Genomic DNA, 17,455 nt, shown 5'->3' with positions numbered 1-17,455 from the left:
GTTGCCAGGGAGTTTATCCTTGTCTTAGGCTTTGATGTGTTTGCTATTTCTTCATAAGCAATACCAAAACCTAACTCTGCATCACCGCATCTAGCAGCAACCCAGCCCCATACCGTACCACATCAGTACAAGGTAGCCCAGTCTCCGCTGTAGTTTGGGCGATCGCCTCCTGTGCCGCAATTTCACTTAAATGCGCTGTATTTAAAGCTACTCCCACAACAGGCACTGCAGCAAAACTACCCCCAGCGGTAGCCACAGCTTCATAAAGCTGAATCACCTTCGTCAAAGGTGGAATCGGCACATGGGGATTATTTCGGTTATGAGTTTGTCCAGCCCGATGTACTAGTATTAATTGCGTAGGTTGAGAACCACGCATCAGCGGTAAAGTTGCTGTCGAACCAGGATGCAGCAGTGAACCTTGTCCTTCAATGTGGATGATGTCATAATTTCTGCCGTGACGCATCACCATTTGTTCCACCGCGCCAGCAGCGAAATCAACTCGCACAGCATCTAATGCGATTCCATCTCCCTCTAACATCACCCCAGTTTGACCCGTAGCCAAAAACTTAGAACGCCAGCCCCGCAATTTTGCCGCCCAATGTAGCTCCAAACTAGTTGACATTTTGCCAATTGCCATATCTGTTCCCACCGTCAACACTCGCCGACAGGGCAAATTGCGTGCTAAACCGCTAGCAACATCTAAATTTGGTGGTTCTTTGCGTACATCCCAGATTAGTTGTCCTGGTTTGAGGAGTTCATTTAACTCCTTCATTGTTGCTAATGGTGTATGTAAACCATTCACCAAAGACATCCCCGCGTCCAAAGCATCTTTAATTTCGTGCCAGTAATTATCCGGGACAGCACCGCCTTTGGGAGCAATGCCAATCACCAAGACTTCAGGTTTATACTCTAGAGCAGCCGCTACCGACTCGACAATCGGTACATCCCGTTGAATACCCGTTAATTCCGTTAACGATTTGCCCGCAGATTCGTGATCAATAACGGCGACAATTTGAGCTTCACTGTAGCGTAAAAGTGCCAGCCCAGTTTTTCCCTGAGACCCGCAAGTTCCTTCATGTAGCAGAATCGCTATTCTTTGATTAAGCGCCAGACGCACTGTAATGTACTCCCAAGCCAGGTAAATTGTTCGGTAAAACTTTCCCCTCCGCGACTATTGCACCTATGAAGGGGTCATCAATTAAATTGAGATGACTATCTAAATCGAGATAATCAGCTAGTGGGGCTAGATGGGCCGCGGCTGTATTGGCTAGCGTGCTGTCGGAATAGCACCCGAACATCACTTGCAAACCGTAGGCGCGCGCTGTGTGTACCATCCGTATCGCTTCCGTTAAGCCTCCTGATTTCATCAGTTTGATGTTAATCCCATCCACGGAGTTTGCCAAATGCGGAATATCAGTGCTGGTGAAGCAACTTTCATCAACAAAAATCGGCAGAGGTGAATGCTCTTTGAGTGTAGCTAAACTTTTTTCCTGTCCTCTTGGTAATGGCTGCTCTACATACTTTATACCTAATTGAGCTAACCAATTGGACATAGCGATCGCATCTTCTAAATTCCAACCCCCATTAGCATCAACAAACAATTCTATATCTGGTGCTGCTTCCCGCACCGCTAAGAGCATTTTCTGGTCAGCATCGATACCATCCGGATTCCCCAACTTCACTTTCAACAGGCGAACATCCATAAATTGCAACCAGTCTTGTGTTCTGGTTTTAGCTCCATCTGGTGAGTTAATCCCTATTGTTACCGATGTTGGCACAATCGCATGGCGATTTAGTCCCCAGATTTGCCACAATGGTAATCCGACACTTTTACCCAGCCAATCATGCATGGCAATATCTAACGCTGCTCTCACCGATGAGGGAGTTTGCTGTTTAATCAATATCTGCTCAATTTCCTGACGCTGTAGTGGACTGAATGCATCCAAGCTAGGCGCAACTTGCTCTAAGGCGTCTTGAATTATCTGTGTCGATTGCGAATGATTCCCCACACCAAAGGGCGACGCTTCCCCCCAGCCCTCAACGCCATCCTGGCAAATTTTCACCCATACATTAGTTGTCTGTGCCGTTGTGCCACGACTAATAGTCAAGGGAAATCGTTTTTTAACTGTAAATAGCTTTACTTCCACTTGCATAATTTTGCTCAATCTTTAGCGATGGCAAAATTCAGTGTAAGTGCAAATTTTAGATTTTTTGAGCTATCTGTTATACTTTTTTACATTCAGATTTTATTGTAGAAATTGTTCTGCGTATGACATCTACCAATTCATCTAAATATAACTTGAAAAAATGGAAAATATTAACCTCAAAAATGGCGCTAGAACATCCTTGGTGCAACGTCAGACAAGACGAAATCGAATTACCCAATGGCAAAATAATTGATGATTTTTTCGTCAGCATTAAACCAGAAGTAGCATTAATTTTACCAATTACTGCTCAAAAAGAAATAGTCTTTGTTCGACAATATAGACATGCCATAGGAGACTTTTTTATAGAACTTCCCGCTGGCAGTTTCGATCCAGCCCAAGAAAGCGCAGAATCAGCCGCAATTAGAGAATTACAAGAAGAAACAGGTTATATTGCCCATCAAATTCAAAAAATTGCCACCCTATACGATAAACCGAGTAAAGATACGAATCAAATACATTTATTTTTAGCAGAAAATGTCATGCAAACTGGTCAGCAAAACTTTGATATCACCGAAGAAATAGAAGTAATTTTAATCCCTGTAGAATCAGTTTTCGAGAAAATTACCCAAGGTGAAATTTCCGTAGCGGGAACCATAGCCGCTCTCTTCTTAGGTTTAAAATTTATCCATGATTCATCATCTTTGTGATGATAATTTGCCTGTTGCTTGCAATATTCAAATTATTACAGAACGAGCCTCATCAACCTTTAGCGTTGTACCAGTGATAAACTGAGCATCATCACTAAGCAAAAAAACCACAACTTTTGCTAGTTCTGCATAGGTTGCAGGTCTTCCCCACATCAAGTCTGTAGGTACATCCCAACCCTCTAACTCGTTGAGAGAATCGGCGACGAAATAAGGAGCGATGGAATTCATGCGGATGCGATCGCTTCTATAACGCTTGGCATACAATTTTGTAAATCCCTCCATCGCCGCACGCAATGTACCACTGAACGGCGTTCCTAAACTCGGTTCTTGGGAGTCACAAGCAGAAATATTCACAATCGCACCCCCTCCCTGGGTTTGCATCGGCGTTGTAACTAATCGCGCCAGCCGCACAACACTGAGAAACAACATTTCAAAATTTTCTATCCACATTTCATCGGAAATGTCAAGTAAATCGGGTCGAGGCGGGTCGCCAAAACTATTAACCACAGCATCCAGGCGCTGAAACCTTGCGAGAGTAGTTTCGACCAATTGCTGTAAATCCTGGGGATTAGTGATTGATCCTTGCATAGCAATTCCCCCCAGTTCAGTTGCCAAATTCAACACCTGGGGCGATCGCGCCATCAGCGATACAATATATCCTTGTGCCGCCAGTTCACGGGCACATCCCGCCCCAATACCGCGACTACTACCCGTGATAATTACAACTTTTTGCTCGTGCATAGCTCAATCAATTGTCCAAAGAAATTTGCGGTTCGCGCCACATAGGAGTCAGCACCAGTCCCTCTCCCATTGATAATGGTAAGTGTCGGCGAAATCCATAGCGTTCATAAAAACCGATATTGCGGGAATTAGAAGACACAAGATAACATCCCACTTGGTGAGCATCGCTGTACTCAAGCACTGATTGCAACAGCTTTCCTCCCCACCCTTGCCCACGGACTGCTGGTAGCATTGCTAACCAAAAGACCTCACTGTGAGGGATTTCCGGTTCAGCACTGGCAACAATTTTTGCCAATTGCTCAAAGCGTTGCACTGCTTCCAACCCACCAAATTTTTCTACAACAACAACAACTTCACGCAACAGATCCTCAAAGCTGCGATCAAAAATCTGAATATCAGCAGGATACCAAACGATCGCACCCTGGTCTACTGGTGCGAGGCTAACTGTTCCTCGGTTGTAGCCATCTTTCACAAACAGTTGAAACCAATTGATTAATCCTGTCACACGGCTATCAAGGTCAGGAAACAGAAAAGCTAACATAGGATCATCTACAAATCCCTGAGCAAGAATGCTTGCGGTTTTTTGAATTATTGCGTCTATCGTGGTCATGACTGAGGTTAACTGCTGAATTGTTCTTCAATTGATTGAACAACCCAATAACGTCAGTTGTCTTGCTCATTTTTCCGATTTTTAGCACGTTTTTATTGAAAGCGGCGGAATATTTTCAAGGTAGGTTTATTGTTGGGCTAAAAATTGCTTGGGTGTACAGCCAAGCAGTCGTTTAAAGTGGCGGTTGAAGTGGCTTTGATGGGCGAACCCAAGCTGGTAAGCAACCTCTGCAATTTTATGTCCATTGAGCAATAGGGTTTTCGCTGTAGCAATACGTTGGCGCAAAACATACTGATGTGGTGCCATATTAGTAGATTGCTTAAACTGCATGGCAAAATAATTAGGACTTAATTGAGCGATCGCTGCTAATTCTGCTAAAGTCAAATCTTGATCAAGGTGAGCATGAATGTATTGCAACACTCGGTTGAGGGTGGAAGTAGACAAGCCGGCGATCGTCATTTTGCGGGCTTTATAAGTACAGTAGTGGCGAGCTAAGTGAATTGAGAGCGTAGTTAACAGAGAATCGACATACAACCTTCCACCTAAACCGGGATTTTCCACTTCTTGCTGCAACGCCACTCCCAAGTTGTAAAGTAGAGAATCAGGGAGAAAAAATTGCGGGCGCAAATCGACTTCATGCAAACTATCAAACTCACCTAACTGTTGTTGAAAAACTTGTGGTGCAACAGCGAATAGCAAGTAGCGATGCTCCCGATCCCAATTGGCTCTACAGTCCACACCAGCCGGAATAATAATTGTATCCCCAGTTTTTAGTTCCCCTGCAGAAAAAATTCCTTCTGTCACCTGTTCGTGATAGGTTCCTTGGGGAACATCTGTATGAATAAAAATTAGATGATGTTCCGTTCTACCTGATTCTTCAGTCGGAGGGTGTTGCAAGTGTGCAAACTCAACACCCTCCGCTAACAACTGGTGTTGTAAGTAGATTGCACTCAGTCCATAAATTTCCCGGATATCAGGTGAGTTCAACAACATAAAAACGACAGCCAAAAGCACCTCAATTAAGGTTACATCGTTTGGCGATCGCACTCAGTCAAATTGCGATAAAATTACGCCTGATTCTGGTATAAATTCCATAATTTAGGCAGTGCTGATTGTCTACCTTCACTTCAAATCTAGTAATCCTTCCTCCTTCAATTTAGGATTAAAGCGAATTTGTACTTGCAAACCACGAGCTTCTAACACAGCCAAAATTTCCGTCTCTACTCGTCGAGCGACATTTTTAAGAATTTTCATTTTCGTCAATTCATCATTGACTGGATTTTGATAACTCACCTGTTCTTCAGGTAACATTACCAATTTAGTATCAATAGGCTGCGTCCATTTTTCTTTATCATTGCCATTACCCAACGGCGCACCACCATTTTCAGCAATCCAAGCATTTTCAATACTTTCTAAAACTGCGCGACTAGGGCGGTCAATCGTTTGCACCTTCACCCAAAAACATTGTTGTGGTTGACGGATTAAATGCTGCTTGAGACTGAGATAAACATCACGAGAATAACCAACAAATTGCAGCACCTTCTCTTGATCAAAAATCGCATATGCCCCAATTTTACCTTGAAAAACATCAGGTAACTGACCGCGATCGTCAATATAAGGAAAATATTCTAAAGTAAACAAAGAAGCATCATCAATATCAGCAGTCATAACTTCAATCAAACTTTTATACAGCTAGCTAAATAATTATTCATCACCAAACTTTTTGTAAATTGCACACAGACGACTAGGTTTAAAAATCTTAGCGCTAAACATAAAATTTGGCGGCACATTGATGATAGCGTAATCATCAGATTGATAGTATTGCTCAAACTCCGACGGCATCCCTTTAGGAGTATTCAAACTATAAGGAACAGGCTGAAACAGCAACTTTGTAAACTCAACTTTTTTAACCTGTAACTGCCGAGCTACTTGATTTAAAAAACTTTCATTCGCTAATAATTTGCCAAGAGTTTCTTGCAACTCAGGTTCAAGAATAAAACTACCATCAAAATTGTGGACAACTTTCAGAGGCATTTTGCAAATATTGTTTAATAACTCAATCATAGAAAACAGATAGCATCTTATGAGTTATTACCCAAAGCACTTCCATAAAAGTTAACAGACCTACCCCTCCCACCCACAACCCCACTCTTCCCTCATTTTCATCACCATCCCGAATTTTCCCAAATAACCCTCAGCGTACCTTAGCGCCCCACCACCGGACTTTGCTCAACGCGGGAAACCCGCGCACGCAACTTTTCGCTGCGTTGAAAAACACTCAAATTTTACGCCAATAAAAAAGCCTGCATCTGCAGGCTAAATAAAAAAATAAGCATATAGTGTGAAACTACACAACTACAAAAGCTGTAAAAGTTGTTTAATCTTAGTATCTTGACGCTGCTTAAACTTTTCTGGAAAATTGAACTCGATCGCTATCTTACCGCTTGCTTGTTCCTCAACCCCAGCAATTTCCGCCACAAATCGACTAGATGAAGGATTTTCTGCATCCTGATGCAATAGCAAACCCACCAACGGTTTCACAGTCCGCATCGTGTGTAAATCCTGTTGTCCGAGAATTTTGTCAGAAAACACAGCTTTTGTATCCTCCAACTCCAACCTTAAACCCGTGACTCCTAACTCTGTAGCTACCCCAGAGAAAAAATGACCATCCCAGTACAGTTGACTAGCCGTATGTACTTGCTTGCGTACCTTCTTGCGGTTAGTTTTGTTGATATCACGCAAAGAGCGAGTCAAACTAGTAGCCAGAAAACCAAAGGAAGCCATAGGCTTATCGACATCCTCCCGCTTCTGAGAATACCATTCCCGCACATCAGAATATAAAACTAGCGACAGAGCATCAAGTTGAGCACGATTGGGATTGATAAAATCGATTGCTAGCAGCGTTTCTGTGTCATTCACAGGAGAAACTCGGATAATCCGCGCTGTCAGAGCCGCACTAGCAGTGAAATCTCCCATAACTTCGATATCCACTTCATCTGGTAAATTAGGCCAAGATTCCAAAGAAATCAGCGCCCCCGTTTCCGAGATATTCACCGTCTCACCCATAATCACTTGGTCGTTACTAGAAAGAATCACAGTCAGGTGACGCTGTAAACGGTGAGAGGAGCGGACTTGCGGTTGTTCAAAGCCAACTAACAACGCTGCTACCACTAAAATCAAGTTAAAACCAGACCACATAGTATTCACTAAAACCGCTTGCCAATCTTCTGGCCGCAGTAATAGCCAATAGGGGACAGCTAGCAAAGAGCAAGTCACCACCCCCGCGACAATTAACAGACCACGCATCGATTCCCAATCAAAAATCCGTTCAGTAACAGATATACCTTTATCAGTAACGTTAAACGAACCCATCTTCGGGTTAATCAGCGCTAATAAAGTCACCCACCCAGCCTGGAAAGCCATTGCAAATTCAAAAATCTCATTCCAGAAAGAGAACCGGACACGTTTGTAGATGATGTAATTAGCAAAAAGCGAAAGGAGAATATGTGGTAATGCATAGGCTAGAGTTTCCAAACCCAAACCTTGAACAGAGTTAATCCCAAATAATAAAAAGAGAGTGGGAGCAACTGCATATACCAATCGTGGATATCCATACAAAAAGTGCGAAGTGGCGCTGAGATAACAAATCCGTTGAGCTAAATTCAACTTTAATTTTTGGTTAAAAAAGGGATTTTCCAAACGCAATATTTGCGCCATTCCCCGCGCCCAACGGACTTGTTGACCCACATAAGAAGAAAAGGTTTCTGGTGCCAAGCCAGCTACCATAATTTTGTCGTAATAAACTGACTTATAACCAAGCGAATGTAACCGCAAAGCAGTATGACAATCTTCTGTAACCGTTTCTACAGCAATTCCTCCCACTTCCAAAAGATGAGATTTGCGGATTAACGCTGCAGAACCACAGAAAAAGGCAGCATTCCAAAAATCGTTGCCTTTTTGCAGTACCTTATAAAACAGTTCATTACCTACAGGAATTCTCCCACCAGTAAACAAATTGCGCTCGAAGGGATCAGGATTATAAAACCAGTGGGGAGTTTGCACAAACGACACTTTCGGGTCATAAAAAAAGCCCGCCGTATGTAGAATAAATTGGCGCGATGGGATGTGGTCGCAATCCAAAATCATCACTAAATCGCCACCAGTTTTACGCAGTGCAGTGTTGATATTCCCGGCTTTAGCGTGGTTGTTATTATCCCGCGTCATATGTATGCAGCCGAGTTCCTCGCACATCTGCCGTAATTTTTCTCGTCTGGCGGTAAACTTTTCTCGGCGTGGGTCATCTTCTTTATATCTTTCTGGACGACCATCATCGAGGACATAAACCTTTTTTTTCCCAGAACTGTAATCACAAGCTAAAGCTGCTAGTGCTGTCTTGCGGACAATCTCCACATCTTCGTTATAAGTTGGGATGTAAATATCTACATTGAACCATTCTGCTTCGGGAATAGTTGCAAGATTGACTGGTTGACGTTCTTTGATTTTCAGGGTTTGAAAGTACGCCAAAACTAAAGTACAAATCGCATACAATTCTGCTGCAAACAATAGCAAACAAGCAATACTGTTCAGCCAGCCATCAAAATTGAGAGTATAGCTGGTGCGGTAGTAAAGATAGCGCATAGTTGTGACTAAACTTAGCCACACCAGAAATAAATGATAATACTGACTCATATCAGCAGAAGATTCTTGATCCTCAGCTTTGATAATTAATTGACCCAGTATTACTAAAAAAACAGCTACTACGCCTTGCTGCCAAACTTCTAGCGGAGTAATAATCAGTGGTATGGAAAGCACTACTAGCAGCAGAGAAAGCAACTTTAGCTGTTGTATACTCGCTTTTTTGAGAGTGCGGTCAAAGAATCTGGGAGTGAGGTCAATCAGCCAGTCAGTTAATTTAGGGCGTTGGTGGGGTGGTTTGTATGGAGAAGAAGACATGTTGAATCTGAGATTTTAAATGTGAGATTTTGAATTTGCTCAACAGCAATTACCGATGAAAAAGCTTGTAGTCAGAACTTAAGTGCTGACTACAAACCATAAAACTCATGAATTTACTTTCCGTCACCAGCAGTTAAGCGTTTGAGATACAACTGACCAATGCCGTAGAGTAGAACGGACACACCCACTATCCCCAGAGGTAAAAATAGCCAATTTTCTTGTAAGAAACGCGACGCCTTACTCAAGATAGTTGTATTTTCTAACCGTCGAGTTGAGGGCGCGTTTTGGAAAAACTCCAGTTGATAAGCATCAGGATTGAAAGCAGAGGGGTTTTTCTGGTCACTACTAATAAGCACGGTATCTTTTTTGAGTTGAAAGAACCACGGATCTTGAGTGAGGACTTGCTGTACTCGTTCCAAACCTGCGTCAGTTTGCGCCGTCAAAGCCAAAATCACGCGATCGCTATTCCAAGGTGAAATAATTTGTTTAATCATTCCTTGTGTATCTTGGGGAGTTTGAATTGTCGCTTGGGCGGATAGCCGAGAAAATGGGTGAGTCAGGTTTAAACCGCTAGACTGAAATACTTCAGCGATGGGAAATTTCTCCCGTGTCCCAATAACTACTAAATGGTCATTTTTGCGGACTGTATCCGACAAAGTATCTGCTGTATAAACATTTAATTTGACGGAATCTGCTTGACTCAACCTCCCTAAGCGTTCACTAACGGCTAACAAAGTCAACACATCGTTAGTAGACGGGTTTTGTGGTACAACGATCGCTGTTTGAGACAAATCCTGGGGCGCAGCAAAGGGAAAACCAAATTTCAACAGATTTAAATCTGGTAGTTGTGCCGAGATTTCTCGCTTTAAATCAAAGCTAGTATCAGAATGCACCGTTCCTGTCAGTTGTTGATCGGGGGGTTGCAAACAGTTTTGTTTGTCAAATGGCTCCCGAGAATTCATCCGGAAAAACACTTGCAGTTTAGAATTGGGCTTAATCAAGTTTTCTGGCAAATTTACCTTGAGGTTTTTGCGATTCACTCCCGATTCTGAATCTAGCCGCGCCCCACCGATAAATACACCATCTAGTAATACTTCCACCGCCGAGGTTCTGGGGTTAATCTGCGGCCCGTAGCTGTAAACTAAATTCATAGAACTACCCCGGACAAATCTGTCATCAGGTAAAGCACGGAAATCAATTTCTACTGGCGGCGCTGCGGCTCCACGGACGGTGACATCCGCAAACGGGTCACCATTTACTTGAGTTTTGATGTCGCTGAGTTGAAAGGAATTTTGCTCTGGTAGATAACGCGGCCATTTCCGAGCTGCTGGTGTGGGAGAGTCATTGAGCTTATCAACTAAAATCACTTGACCTGTACCCATTTTCCGCACATCCGGCTGTGCCAAAAATTGTGTAGCTTTGGCAACTGCTTTGCTACTATTACCTGTAGCAATTAAAATCGGTACATTGCTCTTTTCAGTTTTGCTAATGATTAATACCCCAGTGTCTTCGGGTATGGGGTTATTGCTGCGATCAAAAATTTGCGAGCCGATGACTTTCATGGGCAAATTTTTGAGAGTAGCTAGAGCTGGTTGCTCACTGGGAGTACCGATAATGATCAGGCGATCGCTCGGCTTCACATCCAAGGCGTTAGATACTAAGCTAGTCTTGATCGGACGAAAATCTGCTAATCTGCCCAATGTCGTCTGTAGGCGAGCAGCTGTAGTCAGCCAATCCTGACTAACTTGGCTAGGTTGCAAATAAACAATTTGGTTAGCATCTAAACCCAGTTCATCAAAAAAAGGATAAGGATAACGACTAAAGTTGAGGGGTATTGGTTGTTGTTGGTAGTTAAAAACTAATTTGGAATCTGGCAGAATTTCTGTCCACAAATCAGGACTACTAGAATCGCTACATTCTAAAGAGTTGTTTTGTTGGGCAACGATGGTTAATTCGTTATAATCTTGAATTAACTTCGGCGGAATATTAAATAATACTTGACCAACCTGAGATTGTTTACGATTCAGTGGCACACTACCTACACTAGTACCATTCACCAAAATTGTCAGGCTGGAACGATTTGCATACAGTGCTGGTGAGTGTTGAAAACGGATTAAAGCTTGAACTTTACCTTGGTCTAGTTTCCAATTACGCGGACGAGTAAACGCAAGGCGACCTTCTGAATAAACCCCCCGCAAGCGCATCCGATTACCGACAATGGGACTGCGATTAAATTCGAGAGTGTAAGGTATGAGATTTTTAGTGTTAGAACCTTCTGATTTTGTCGTATCTTGCTCAGATGCAGTTGCTTGGGCTAATAAAATAGCTGATTGTTGTTTTAAATTACCTACCGATTGTGAATTTTGTTGAGCTTGGGCGGTGAATAACGAATTAGGAAAAAGTAATATGCAGGAAGTCAAAAGAATTACTTTTTTACTAGATGAAGAAAGGGCAAGTAACAGCTTCATAGTACTCTGTGCTGATGTGAATTGATTTATGTTTTTAAGAATAAATGCTGCCTAGAAACAATATTTCAAAATTAGCTAACTGGTAAGAAATTAGTTTTTTGAATTACTGTGATTTTTTGTTATTTTATAACTCAAAAATTTTCATATGATTCTCTTAATAAACTACAAAAACTTTTTTAATTAGCTTGTATGATTTGTCTAGGTATTGTGTCTGGAGGTAGTAACCCTAGCCAAGCTAAATTTTGGGTGTAATAAGCTGAATCATCGCCCCATATTCCTTGTTTGTATTGAGGTAGTATTTTTTTCGCTAGCAATTCTTCAGCTAGTGCTGGTTCTACTAACCGCATAGCAGCATAAAACATGGCATATTGCGATGTAGCTTCGTAATCTACTAAAGCCTTTCCTTGCAGGTCAATTCGTGCTGGTAGACGCGATTTTTGAGTCCACAATTTTTGTAGGTGCTGAGTAGATTGCTGCAAATAGCGCCGCGCTGGTGGTGCGTTAAACCAAACAGCATCGAGTGATAAACGCCACCAAACCCGATAAGCATCAAAACTATACAAACTTTGGAGATTGCTAGATGGGGGTACGAGCTCGAATTGACCAGTTTTGATATCTAAAGCCACCCAGTCGCTAGGTAAACCAACAGTGGAAAGCTGTGTGGAATTTTCCAGAATTTGGTAGCTGGTATCAACTAAACCCAACCAGTCATGGGTGGGGTCTACTTGTGCAAAGATGCGAAATGCATAGGGTGCAAGATAAGAAGGATTGAGGTAAAGGGTGGATTCGTTAGGAACAAATGCTAGCTTGGGGCCTGGTAATAGATAAGGCTTACCACCATATCCTGGGGCGGTAGAAAGATTCCATAAGTCTCGCAGTTTGATTTTCGCCAGTTCCATGTATTCAGGACGGTTCCAGCGTCGGGCGGCAAAAATCAGCGCCGTGATCGCATCTATATCGCCGTCGCTAGCAAAGTTGCTATCGATCACACCCCAAGTACCGTCTGGTTTTTTACCCCATTTCCAAGCCCAGAGAGTGTCTCTAGATTTGCTGTTTTGTTGACGGAGGAGATTGTTTTCAGCCCATTTTAAAGTCAGAGCAAAAGTTTCCGGGTCATCAATGAAAACCGCTCGTAGCATGGCGTAGGCTTGACCTTCGCTGGTTGAGCGATCGCTCGCTTCAAAGTCGATCACTCGTCCATCATTTTGAATAAATCTCCTGCGGTAGCTATCCCAGCTTTCGGCTAGTAATTGCCGATTTGGGGTAGACGGGGGTAAAGCTGCCAAAAATATCGACAAATTTTCACTACTAGCGGGAGTAGTGACGTTGGGTATCGGCGTCTGGTGATGCGGTATTTTGGGTTTGACCGAGTAACCAGAAACACAACCATAAAGATTAATTAGGCTGGCAATGATTGCCACTCTTGAGAGATACCACATCCTCAGAATAGTTTGATAAAGGTCATGGGGAATTGAGTATAGAAGGGAAAGATGATATTTCTAGTTACTAGCCTCTAACTTCTGTGGCTAACGCTGCCCTTATTATTCCCCTGTAGCTATTGACAATTAACCTCTGGCTGCTAAGAATCGCTAATTGCGACTTCGGCGTTGATAGTCTTCCCAGGGGGGTTGAAAACCTCTGCGGAGGAGAAAGTCTTCTTGGATTTGCTGCATTTGGCGATAGACATCGCTATCGGTTGTACCTTGGGCGATCGCTTCTAGTTGCAATTTTTCTAACTGTGATAAGGCTGTTAATGGTTGGTCGAAAATGGCATTCAATCCGGCTAGAGCGCGCTTTGCTCCTTGGTCTTCAGGCTTTTGTGCTATGACTTGAGTATAAATTTCCTGCGCTGACTCGAAGCGTCGTTGTTCAAAGCGAATTCCTCCTAAAGCAGCCAGGGCATCTATGTTATCTGGTTGTTGAACTAAGATACTCTGATAGGCTTTGCTAGCCAGATCCAAATTGCCTATAGACCGCGCTAATTCTGCTTGCAATTGATACGATTCAGAGTTTTTGGGAATTCGCGCTATCAACTGCTTGATTCGGGCTTGTGCTTGTGCTGGGTTGCGTTGTGCTAATACCTGCACTAAGCGGATTTGCAGTGGAATTGAGCTGGGGTCAACTTGTACCAAGTAGTTGTATAAGCCTTCTAATCGCGGATTAGTTGGTAGTGCTGCCACTAAACTATATAATTCTGGGGGGGTATTGGTAGCTGGTTGTGTTGCTAACCAATTATTGAGCACTGCTTCGGCTTCGGGTTGGGAAATTCGCTTGGCTTGATAGGCGATACTCGCACGCCCTAACTGAGTGGCTGAATTTTGCGGACTACGAGCGATCAACTGGTCATAAGCTGCTAAAGCTTCGTCAAAACGTTTTTGTTGCACGCGCACACCCGCCAATCCAGCTAAAGTGGCGTCAACAATGTCGTTATCTGGTTTGCTCTTGAGTACAGCTTGATAACGCTTGGCGCTGGCTTCGAGGCTTCCTTCCCGGCGCTCAATTTCTGCTGCGAGTAATTGAGTGGTTAGGTCTTTTGCACCTTTGGCGGTGGCGCTGTAAGCTGCTAAAGATTGCCTAGCTTGATTGAGGTCGTTACGCTGTACGTGTATCTGGGCAACTCGAAAGTGCAAAAATGGGACGTTGACTCCTGTTTGCAGCATGTATTGGTAGACAGATAACAATTCCGGATCAGGGACGTCAATAGTAACCAAAGCATCCGCGAGTTGTTGTAGCCGCACACGGTCTGTGGGTAAAGGTTGTAGCGCAGTCGCCAAACGTTGTCTCAAGTCTTTTTTGGCTAGTGTTCCTAACCGATTTTCTAAGGCTAATTGTCGCACCAGCAAACTTTGATCATTGGGTGATTGTGAAGCCGCCTGTCGATATAGTTGCAGAGCTGTTTGGCGTCCTTGAGGAAAGGCGGTGAACACATCAGCGACTTCTCGGAGGAGGGTGGGGGATGGGTTGGGAGTTGTGGCTAGGGCTTGACGGTAGAGATTAACAACTCGCTGCGCCAGAGTGGGATTATTGGTACGCTTGCGAATTTCATTGAGCGATCGCGCTAAGGGTAATGTGGCTTCAGATATACCTTGTAATGGATCTAATATTGCTAAGGCTTGTGTTTGTTGTTGATTAGCAAGATAGGAAATAGCTAATTCTTTACGAGTTTCAATTGCTATTGGATCAAGGGTTTTAGAGCGTTGTAATTGTGTTTCTAAAACTTGTACAGATCCTGCTGCATTACCAGTTTCCCGTAGGGTGCGACCGTAGGCTACAGCTGCATATCCTTCAATGGGTTTTCCACTGGTTTGGTAGCGATTAAATAATGCCAATGCTTTAGAAAAATCGCCACTATAACTATAAGCTTGAGCTGCATTCAGAACCGTTTCTAGGCTAGGATTGTTGTTTAAAACAATCTGGTAATCTGCTAAAGATTCGGTTAAGCGTCCTTGGTAGGAATAGAGTTGAGCACGATAAGCACGAGCTTCTAAGTCGTTAGGGTTTAACTGCAATAAATTGGTGAGGGCTGTAATTCCCTGTCGGTTCCACTCAGTCTTATAAGTACCTAATAAACCAATTGTCTTGAGGGCTAATTGATTGTTAGCGTCTACCGCTAATACCTGTTGATAAGCATTCCAGGCTTCGGGAATGCGTCCAGCACGACGATAAGCGATCGCTAATCCTAACCTTCCTTGCAAGGATTGGGGTTGACTTTTCAGGGCTTGCTGGAAGGCGGTAATGGCATCATTGACTAATCCTTTTTTTAATAACCCAAAACCTTTTTGTACACCTGCTGATGCATTCTGCGCTTGCACTGGAGGCATATTTACCAGCAGTGGCACAACTAATGAAGAAGTAAAAAGTAAACACGAAAAAGTCAAAAAAGATTGCAGTTTGGCTTTTGGCTTTTGGCCTGTTTTGTTTGGACTCATTGAGCACCTCTTCCTCTGGGAGTCACATCAAATTCTGTTTTTACCCTCACACCAACCACTGTTTCGGAAAAATCATCGCGTCCTTGAACTGTAAAACCTAACCGCAGATTGGGAAGAAATTGGAAATCGTAGAATAGCTCTAATACATCTGCTTTGGAACCACGGCGCAGGCTTTCGTTGGAAAGGCCACGTCCGTAGGCTAGTCCCAATCGGTCATTGGGACTTAATAGATCCAAAAAGCTCGCTCCGAAAGCATAGGTATCAGCGCCCAATCTTAGGTCACGGTTTTCGTATTTACCGTAGCGTCCAAAGAGGCCTAATTTGAGGTTGGGAACAAAGACTTCAGCATTAACTCCGTAGGCTTCTTCTCGGTCAGTCTTGATCGGCCCAAATTGATTATTTCCCCTGGCAATGCTAAAGCTTTCTGCAAAACTATCACGGCTACCACCATCGCGATCGCTGGCGTAAGTACCGCGAATAATTGCATTACCGTAGCGGATACCGATTTCGCCAGCAAAGCCATCTAAGGAAAAGTCCCCTATTTTATCTGCTGATGAAAATACTGCTGCTTTAGCGTCGATATTGTCGGTAACGCTCCAATTCACTAACAAACCAGTACGAGAAGAAATTCCTGTTGCAGCTAGTGCTGGGTTGGTTTGAAATACTGGATTAAAGAATTGGCTAGCTCCGTCTTTAGCAAAACTGTTGCGGTCAAAATAGGATGTTAAATCCATTTGACCAACGACAAATCTCAAATTGGGAACTCCGGCGATGGAAGTGGCTAAATACAGCTCGTTAATGTTCAAACCCTCACGTCGAGAGTCATCAAAAGCATTATTTTTGCTTGTTAAATCTATGGTGGCTCCAACTAAAACTTGAGGGGATATGGGATACACTCCTGTAACTCTAGCTCTGGCTGAGGATTCACCTCCTTGGGTGACATAGACTCCTTGAAATTGTAAAGAAGGTTCTTTTAAAGCGCTACTGGTTGTCAGGGGGCGCTGCTGAATCACTGTTGGTTGTAATTGTTTTGCGGAAACCGGGGTGGGAATCGGATCGGAGAATGATGGGTTAGGAACGGATGGGGAGTTGAGTAGTTGATTGAAAGTTGTTGTTCCAGGTGCGGTGAATTCTTGAGTGAGAGTCTCGCCAGGAAGTGGTGGTAATGGAGCTATGGCGGTATTGATTGGTTCTTGGGAATTGTTTGTCTGTCCTAGTAGTTTTAAGAAATTGTCATCGTTCGATTCTCCACCTACTGAGAAGGATGGAATATTGATTGGCTTCGGAATAATTGGTATGTCAGCGTTAGGTAACACCTGGGAAACTTTTTGAGTCACCTGTCGCTGCTGAATGAAGTCATTTTCTTGTATTTTGAGGTCGCTTGGTTGTGGTTGCTGCTGTACAGATAAAGATAATGGATGAGCGATCGCTGCAACTGTAATACCATTATTTGTTGGTGGAGGTGGTACTGTCTGCAATCCCATCGTGCGTTTACCAGGCGGTACGGTCGATTGAGGGACTGGTAGTAAGTCTAAACTGCCGATTTCCCAGGTGCTAGCTTCTGCACCGGAAAATACTTGAGCTGATGAAGCCTCGTTCATCACCATGACCCACAACATTGAAGTTGTAAGTGCTCCTAGCAGTAAGTACACTTTCCTAGAGTGTTTTGAGTAAGTAAATTTATTTAAATTTGATAGTGGTGGCAACATTAACTTAAGTGAATTCACTAGTAAGTTTTCGCATCGTAAGATGTTGCCACTTTAGCAAATAAACTGTGTATGATCATCTAAAATATAAAGATTTTCTGAACAAGAAAAAACTAAATTAAAAGTTGATTTAGCTTGTTAGTTTTGACTATAAATTGGGCATACTAAATCAAACGCTGATTATCGATTTATTC

13 protein-coding genes are annotated in these 17,455 nt (G+C 43.2%); 1 reads left to right on the top strand and 12 read right to left on the bottom strand.

What is annotated here, in order from left to right:
• Positions 1 to 70: 70 nt before the first annotated feature.
• Together MIC7126_RS0107395 and MIC7126_RS0107390 are read right to left on the bottom strand one after the other, a co-directional pair.
• The gene (locus MIC7126_RS0107395) at positions 71 to 1,117 is read right to left on the bottom strand and encodes an N-acetyltransferase DgcN family protein (RefSeq protein ID WP_017652502.1); all 1,047 of its coding nucleotides are present in this window, start codon (positions 1,115 to 1,117) and stop codon (positions 71 to 73) included.
• A complete protein-coding gene (locus tag MIC7126_RS0107390; protein WP_017652501.1) occupies positions 1,101 to 2,153 on the bottom strand; it encodes a dipeptide epimerase in 1,053 nt (350 codons plus the stop codon). Before MIC7126_RS0107390 ends, MIC7126_RS0107395 begins: the two co-directional genes overlap by 17 nt.
• Before the next feature lie 116 nt (positions 2,154 to 2,269).
• Here MIC7126_RS0107390 and MIC7126_RS0107385 point away from each other — a divergent pair, with 116 nt between their 5' ends.
• Positions 2,270 to 2,854: an NUDIX hydrolase gene (locus MIC7126_RS0107385; protein ID WP_040629725.1), complete on the top strand. Its 585-nt coding sequence runs from the start codon at positions 2,270 to 2,272 to the stop codon at positions 2,852 to 2,854.
• Positions 2,855 to 2,881: 27 nt separating this feature from the next.
• On the opposite strand, the gene MIC7126_RS0107380 is transcribed toward MIC7126_RS0107385, so the two are convergent.
• The 10 genes from MIC7126_RS0107380 to MIC7126_RS0107335 form a co-directional block, all read right to left on the bottom strand.
• Positions 2,882 to 3,595 carry an SDR family NAD(P)-dependent oxidoreductase gene (locus MIC7126_RS0107380; RefSeq protein WP_017652499.1) on the bottom strand — a complete coding sequence of 238 codons (714 nt, stop codon included), beginning with the start codon at positions 3,593 to 3,595 and terminating at the stop codon, positions 2,882 to 2,884.
• A 7-nt stretch (positions 3,596 to 3,602) separates the two neighbouring features.
• Complete coding sequence (locus tag MIC7126_RS0107375; protein WP_017652498.1) at positions 3,603 to 4,205, bottom strand: GNAT family N-acetyltransferase; 603 nt, start codon at positions 4,203 to 4,205, stop codon at positions 3,603 to 3,605.
• 126 nt (positions 4,206 to 4,331) lie between these two features.
• Positions 4,332 to 5,198 carry an AraC family transcriptional regulator gene (locus MIC7126_RS27225; protein ID WP_017652497.1) on the bottom strand — a complete coding sequence of 289 codons (867 nt, stop codon included), beginning with the start codon at positions 5,196 to 5,198 and terminating at the stop codon, positions 4,332 to 4,334.
• A 129-nt stretch (positions 5,199 to 5,327) separates the two neighbouring features.
• Entirely contained in the window at positions 5,328 to 5,873 is a 546-nt protein-coding gene (locus MIC7126_RS0107365) for a GIY-YIG nuclease family protein (protein WP_017652496.1), read from the bottom strand.
• 36 nt (positions 5,874 to 5,909) lie between these two features.
• Positions 5,910 to 6,239, bottom strand: a complete 330-nt coding sequence (locus MIC7126_RS0107360; protein WP_026100098.1) for a hypothetical protein — start codon at positions 6,237 to 6,239, stop codon at positions 5,910 to 5,912.
• Positions 6,240 to 6,560: 321 nt separating this feature from the next.
• Positions 6,561 to 9,158: a UDP-forming cellulose synthase catalytic subunit gene (gene bcsA / locus MIC7126_RS0107355; protein WP_017652494.1), complete on the bottom strand. Its 2,598-nt coding sequence runs from the start codon at positions 9,156 to 9,158 to the stop codon at positions 6,561 to 6,563.
• A 113-nt stretch (positions 9,159 to 9,271) separates the two neighbouring features.
• Positions 9,272 to 11,626: a cellulose biosynthesis cyclic di-GMP-binding regulatory protein BcsB gene (locus tag MIC7126_RS0107350; RefSeq protein WP_017652493.1), complete on the bottom strand. Its 2,355-nt coding sequence runs from the start codon at positions 11,624 to 11,626 to the stop codon at positions 9,272 to 9,274.
• A gap of 176 nt (positions 11,627 to 11,802) precedes the next feature.
• A complete protein-coding gene (locus MIC7126_RS0107345; protein WP_026100097.1) occupies positions 11,803 to 13,065 on the bottom strand; it encodes a family 8 glycosyl hydrolase in 1,263 nt (420 codons plus the stop codon).
• 150 nt (positions 13,066 to 13,215) lie between these two features.
• A complete protein-coding gene (locus MIC7126_RS0107340) occupies positions 13,216 to 15,555 on the bottom strand; it encodes a tetratricopeptide repeat protein (protein ID WP_017652491.1) in 2,340 nt (779 codons plus the stop codon).
• Positions 15,552 to 17,156: a carbohydrate porin gene (locus MIC7126_RS0107335; RefSeq protein ID WP_338010311.1), complete on the bottom strand. Its 1,605-nt coding sequence runs from the start codon at positions 17,154 to 17,156 to the stop codon at positions 15,552 to 15,554. The genes MIC7126_RS0107340 and MIC7126_RS0107335 overlap by 4 nt, the downstream gene beginning before the upstream one ends.
• Positions 17,157 to 17,455 lie beyond the last annotated feature (299 nt).

This window comes from Fortiea contorta PCC 7126 (assembly GCF_000332295.1).
Taxonomy (GTDB): Bacteria; Cyanobacteriota; Cyanobacteriia; order Cyanobacteriales; family Nostocaceae; genus Fortiea; species Fortiea contorta.
This window is presented reverse-complemented; position numbering and strand designations above follow the sequence as displayed.

What these genes read in the sequence shown, in the direction of transcription:
- MIC7126_RS0107335 (WP_338010311.1), bottom strand. Translation starts at nt 17,156, where the DNA reads ATGAACGAGGCTTCATCAGCTCAAGTATTTTCCGGTGCAGAAGCTAGC.
- MIC7126_RS0107345 (WP_026100097.1), bottom strand. Translation starts at nt 13,065, where the DNA reads ATGTGGTATCTCTCAAGAGTGGCAATCATTGCCAGCCTAATTAATCTT.
- MIC7126_RS27225 (WP_017652497.1), bottom strand. Translation starts at nt 5,198, where the DNA reads ATGTTGTTGAACTCACCTGATATCCGGGAAATTTATGGACTGAGTGCA.
- bcsA (WP_017652494.1), bottom strand. Translation starts at nt 9,158, where the DNA reads ATGTCTTCTTCTCCATACAAACCACCCCACCAACGCCCTAAATTAACT.
- MIC7126_RS0107340 (WP_017652491.1), bottom strand. Translation starts at nt 15,555, where the DNA reads ATGAGTCCAAACAAAACAGGCCAAAAGCCAAAAGCCAAACTGCAATCT.
- MIC7126_RS0107380 (WP_017652499.1), bottom strand. Translation starts at nt 3,595, where the DNA reads ATGCACGAGCAAAAAGTTGTAATTATCACGGGTAGTAGTCGCGGTATT.
- MIC7126_RS0107360 (WP_026100098.1), bottom strand. Translation starts at nt 6,239, where the DNA reads ATGCCTCTGAAAGTTGTCCACAATTTTGATGGTAGTTTTATTCTTGAA.
- MIC7126_RS0107365 (WP_017652496.1), bottom strand. Translation starts at nt 5,873, where the DNA reads ATGACTGCTGATATTGATGATGCTTCTTTGTTTACTTTAGAATATTTT.
- MIC7126_RS0107350 (WP_017652493.1), bottom strand. Translation starts at nt 11,626, where the DNA reads ATGAAGCTGTTACTTGCCCTTTCTTCATCTAGTAAAAAAGTAATTCTT.
- MIC7126_RS0107375 (WP_017652498.1), bottom strand. Translation starts at nt 4,205, where the DNA reads ATGACCACGATAGACGCAATAATTCAAAAAACCGCAAGCATTCTTGCT.
- MIC7126_RS0107390 (WP_017652501.1), bottom strand. Translation starts at nt 2,153, where the DNA reads ATGCAAGTGGAAGTAAAGCTATTTACAGTTAAAAAACGATTTCCCTTG.
- MIC7126_RS0107385 (WP_040629725.1), top strand. Translation starts at nt 2,270, where the DNA reads ATGACATCTACCAATTCATCTAAATATAACTTGAAAAAATGGAAAATA.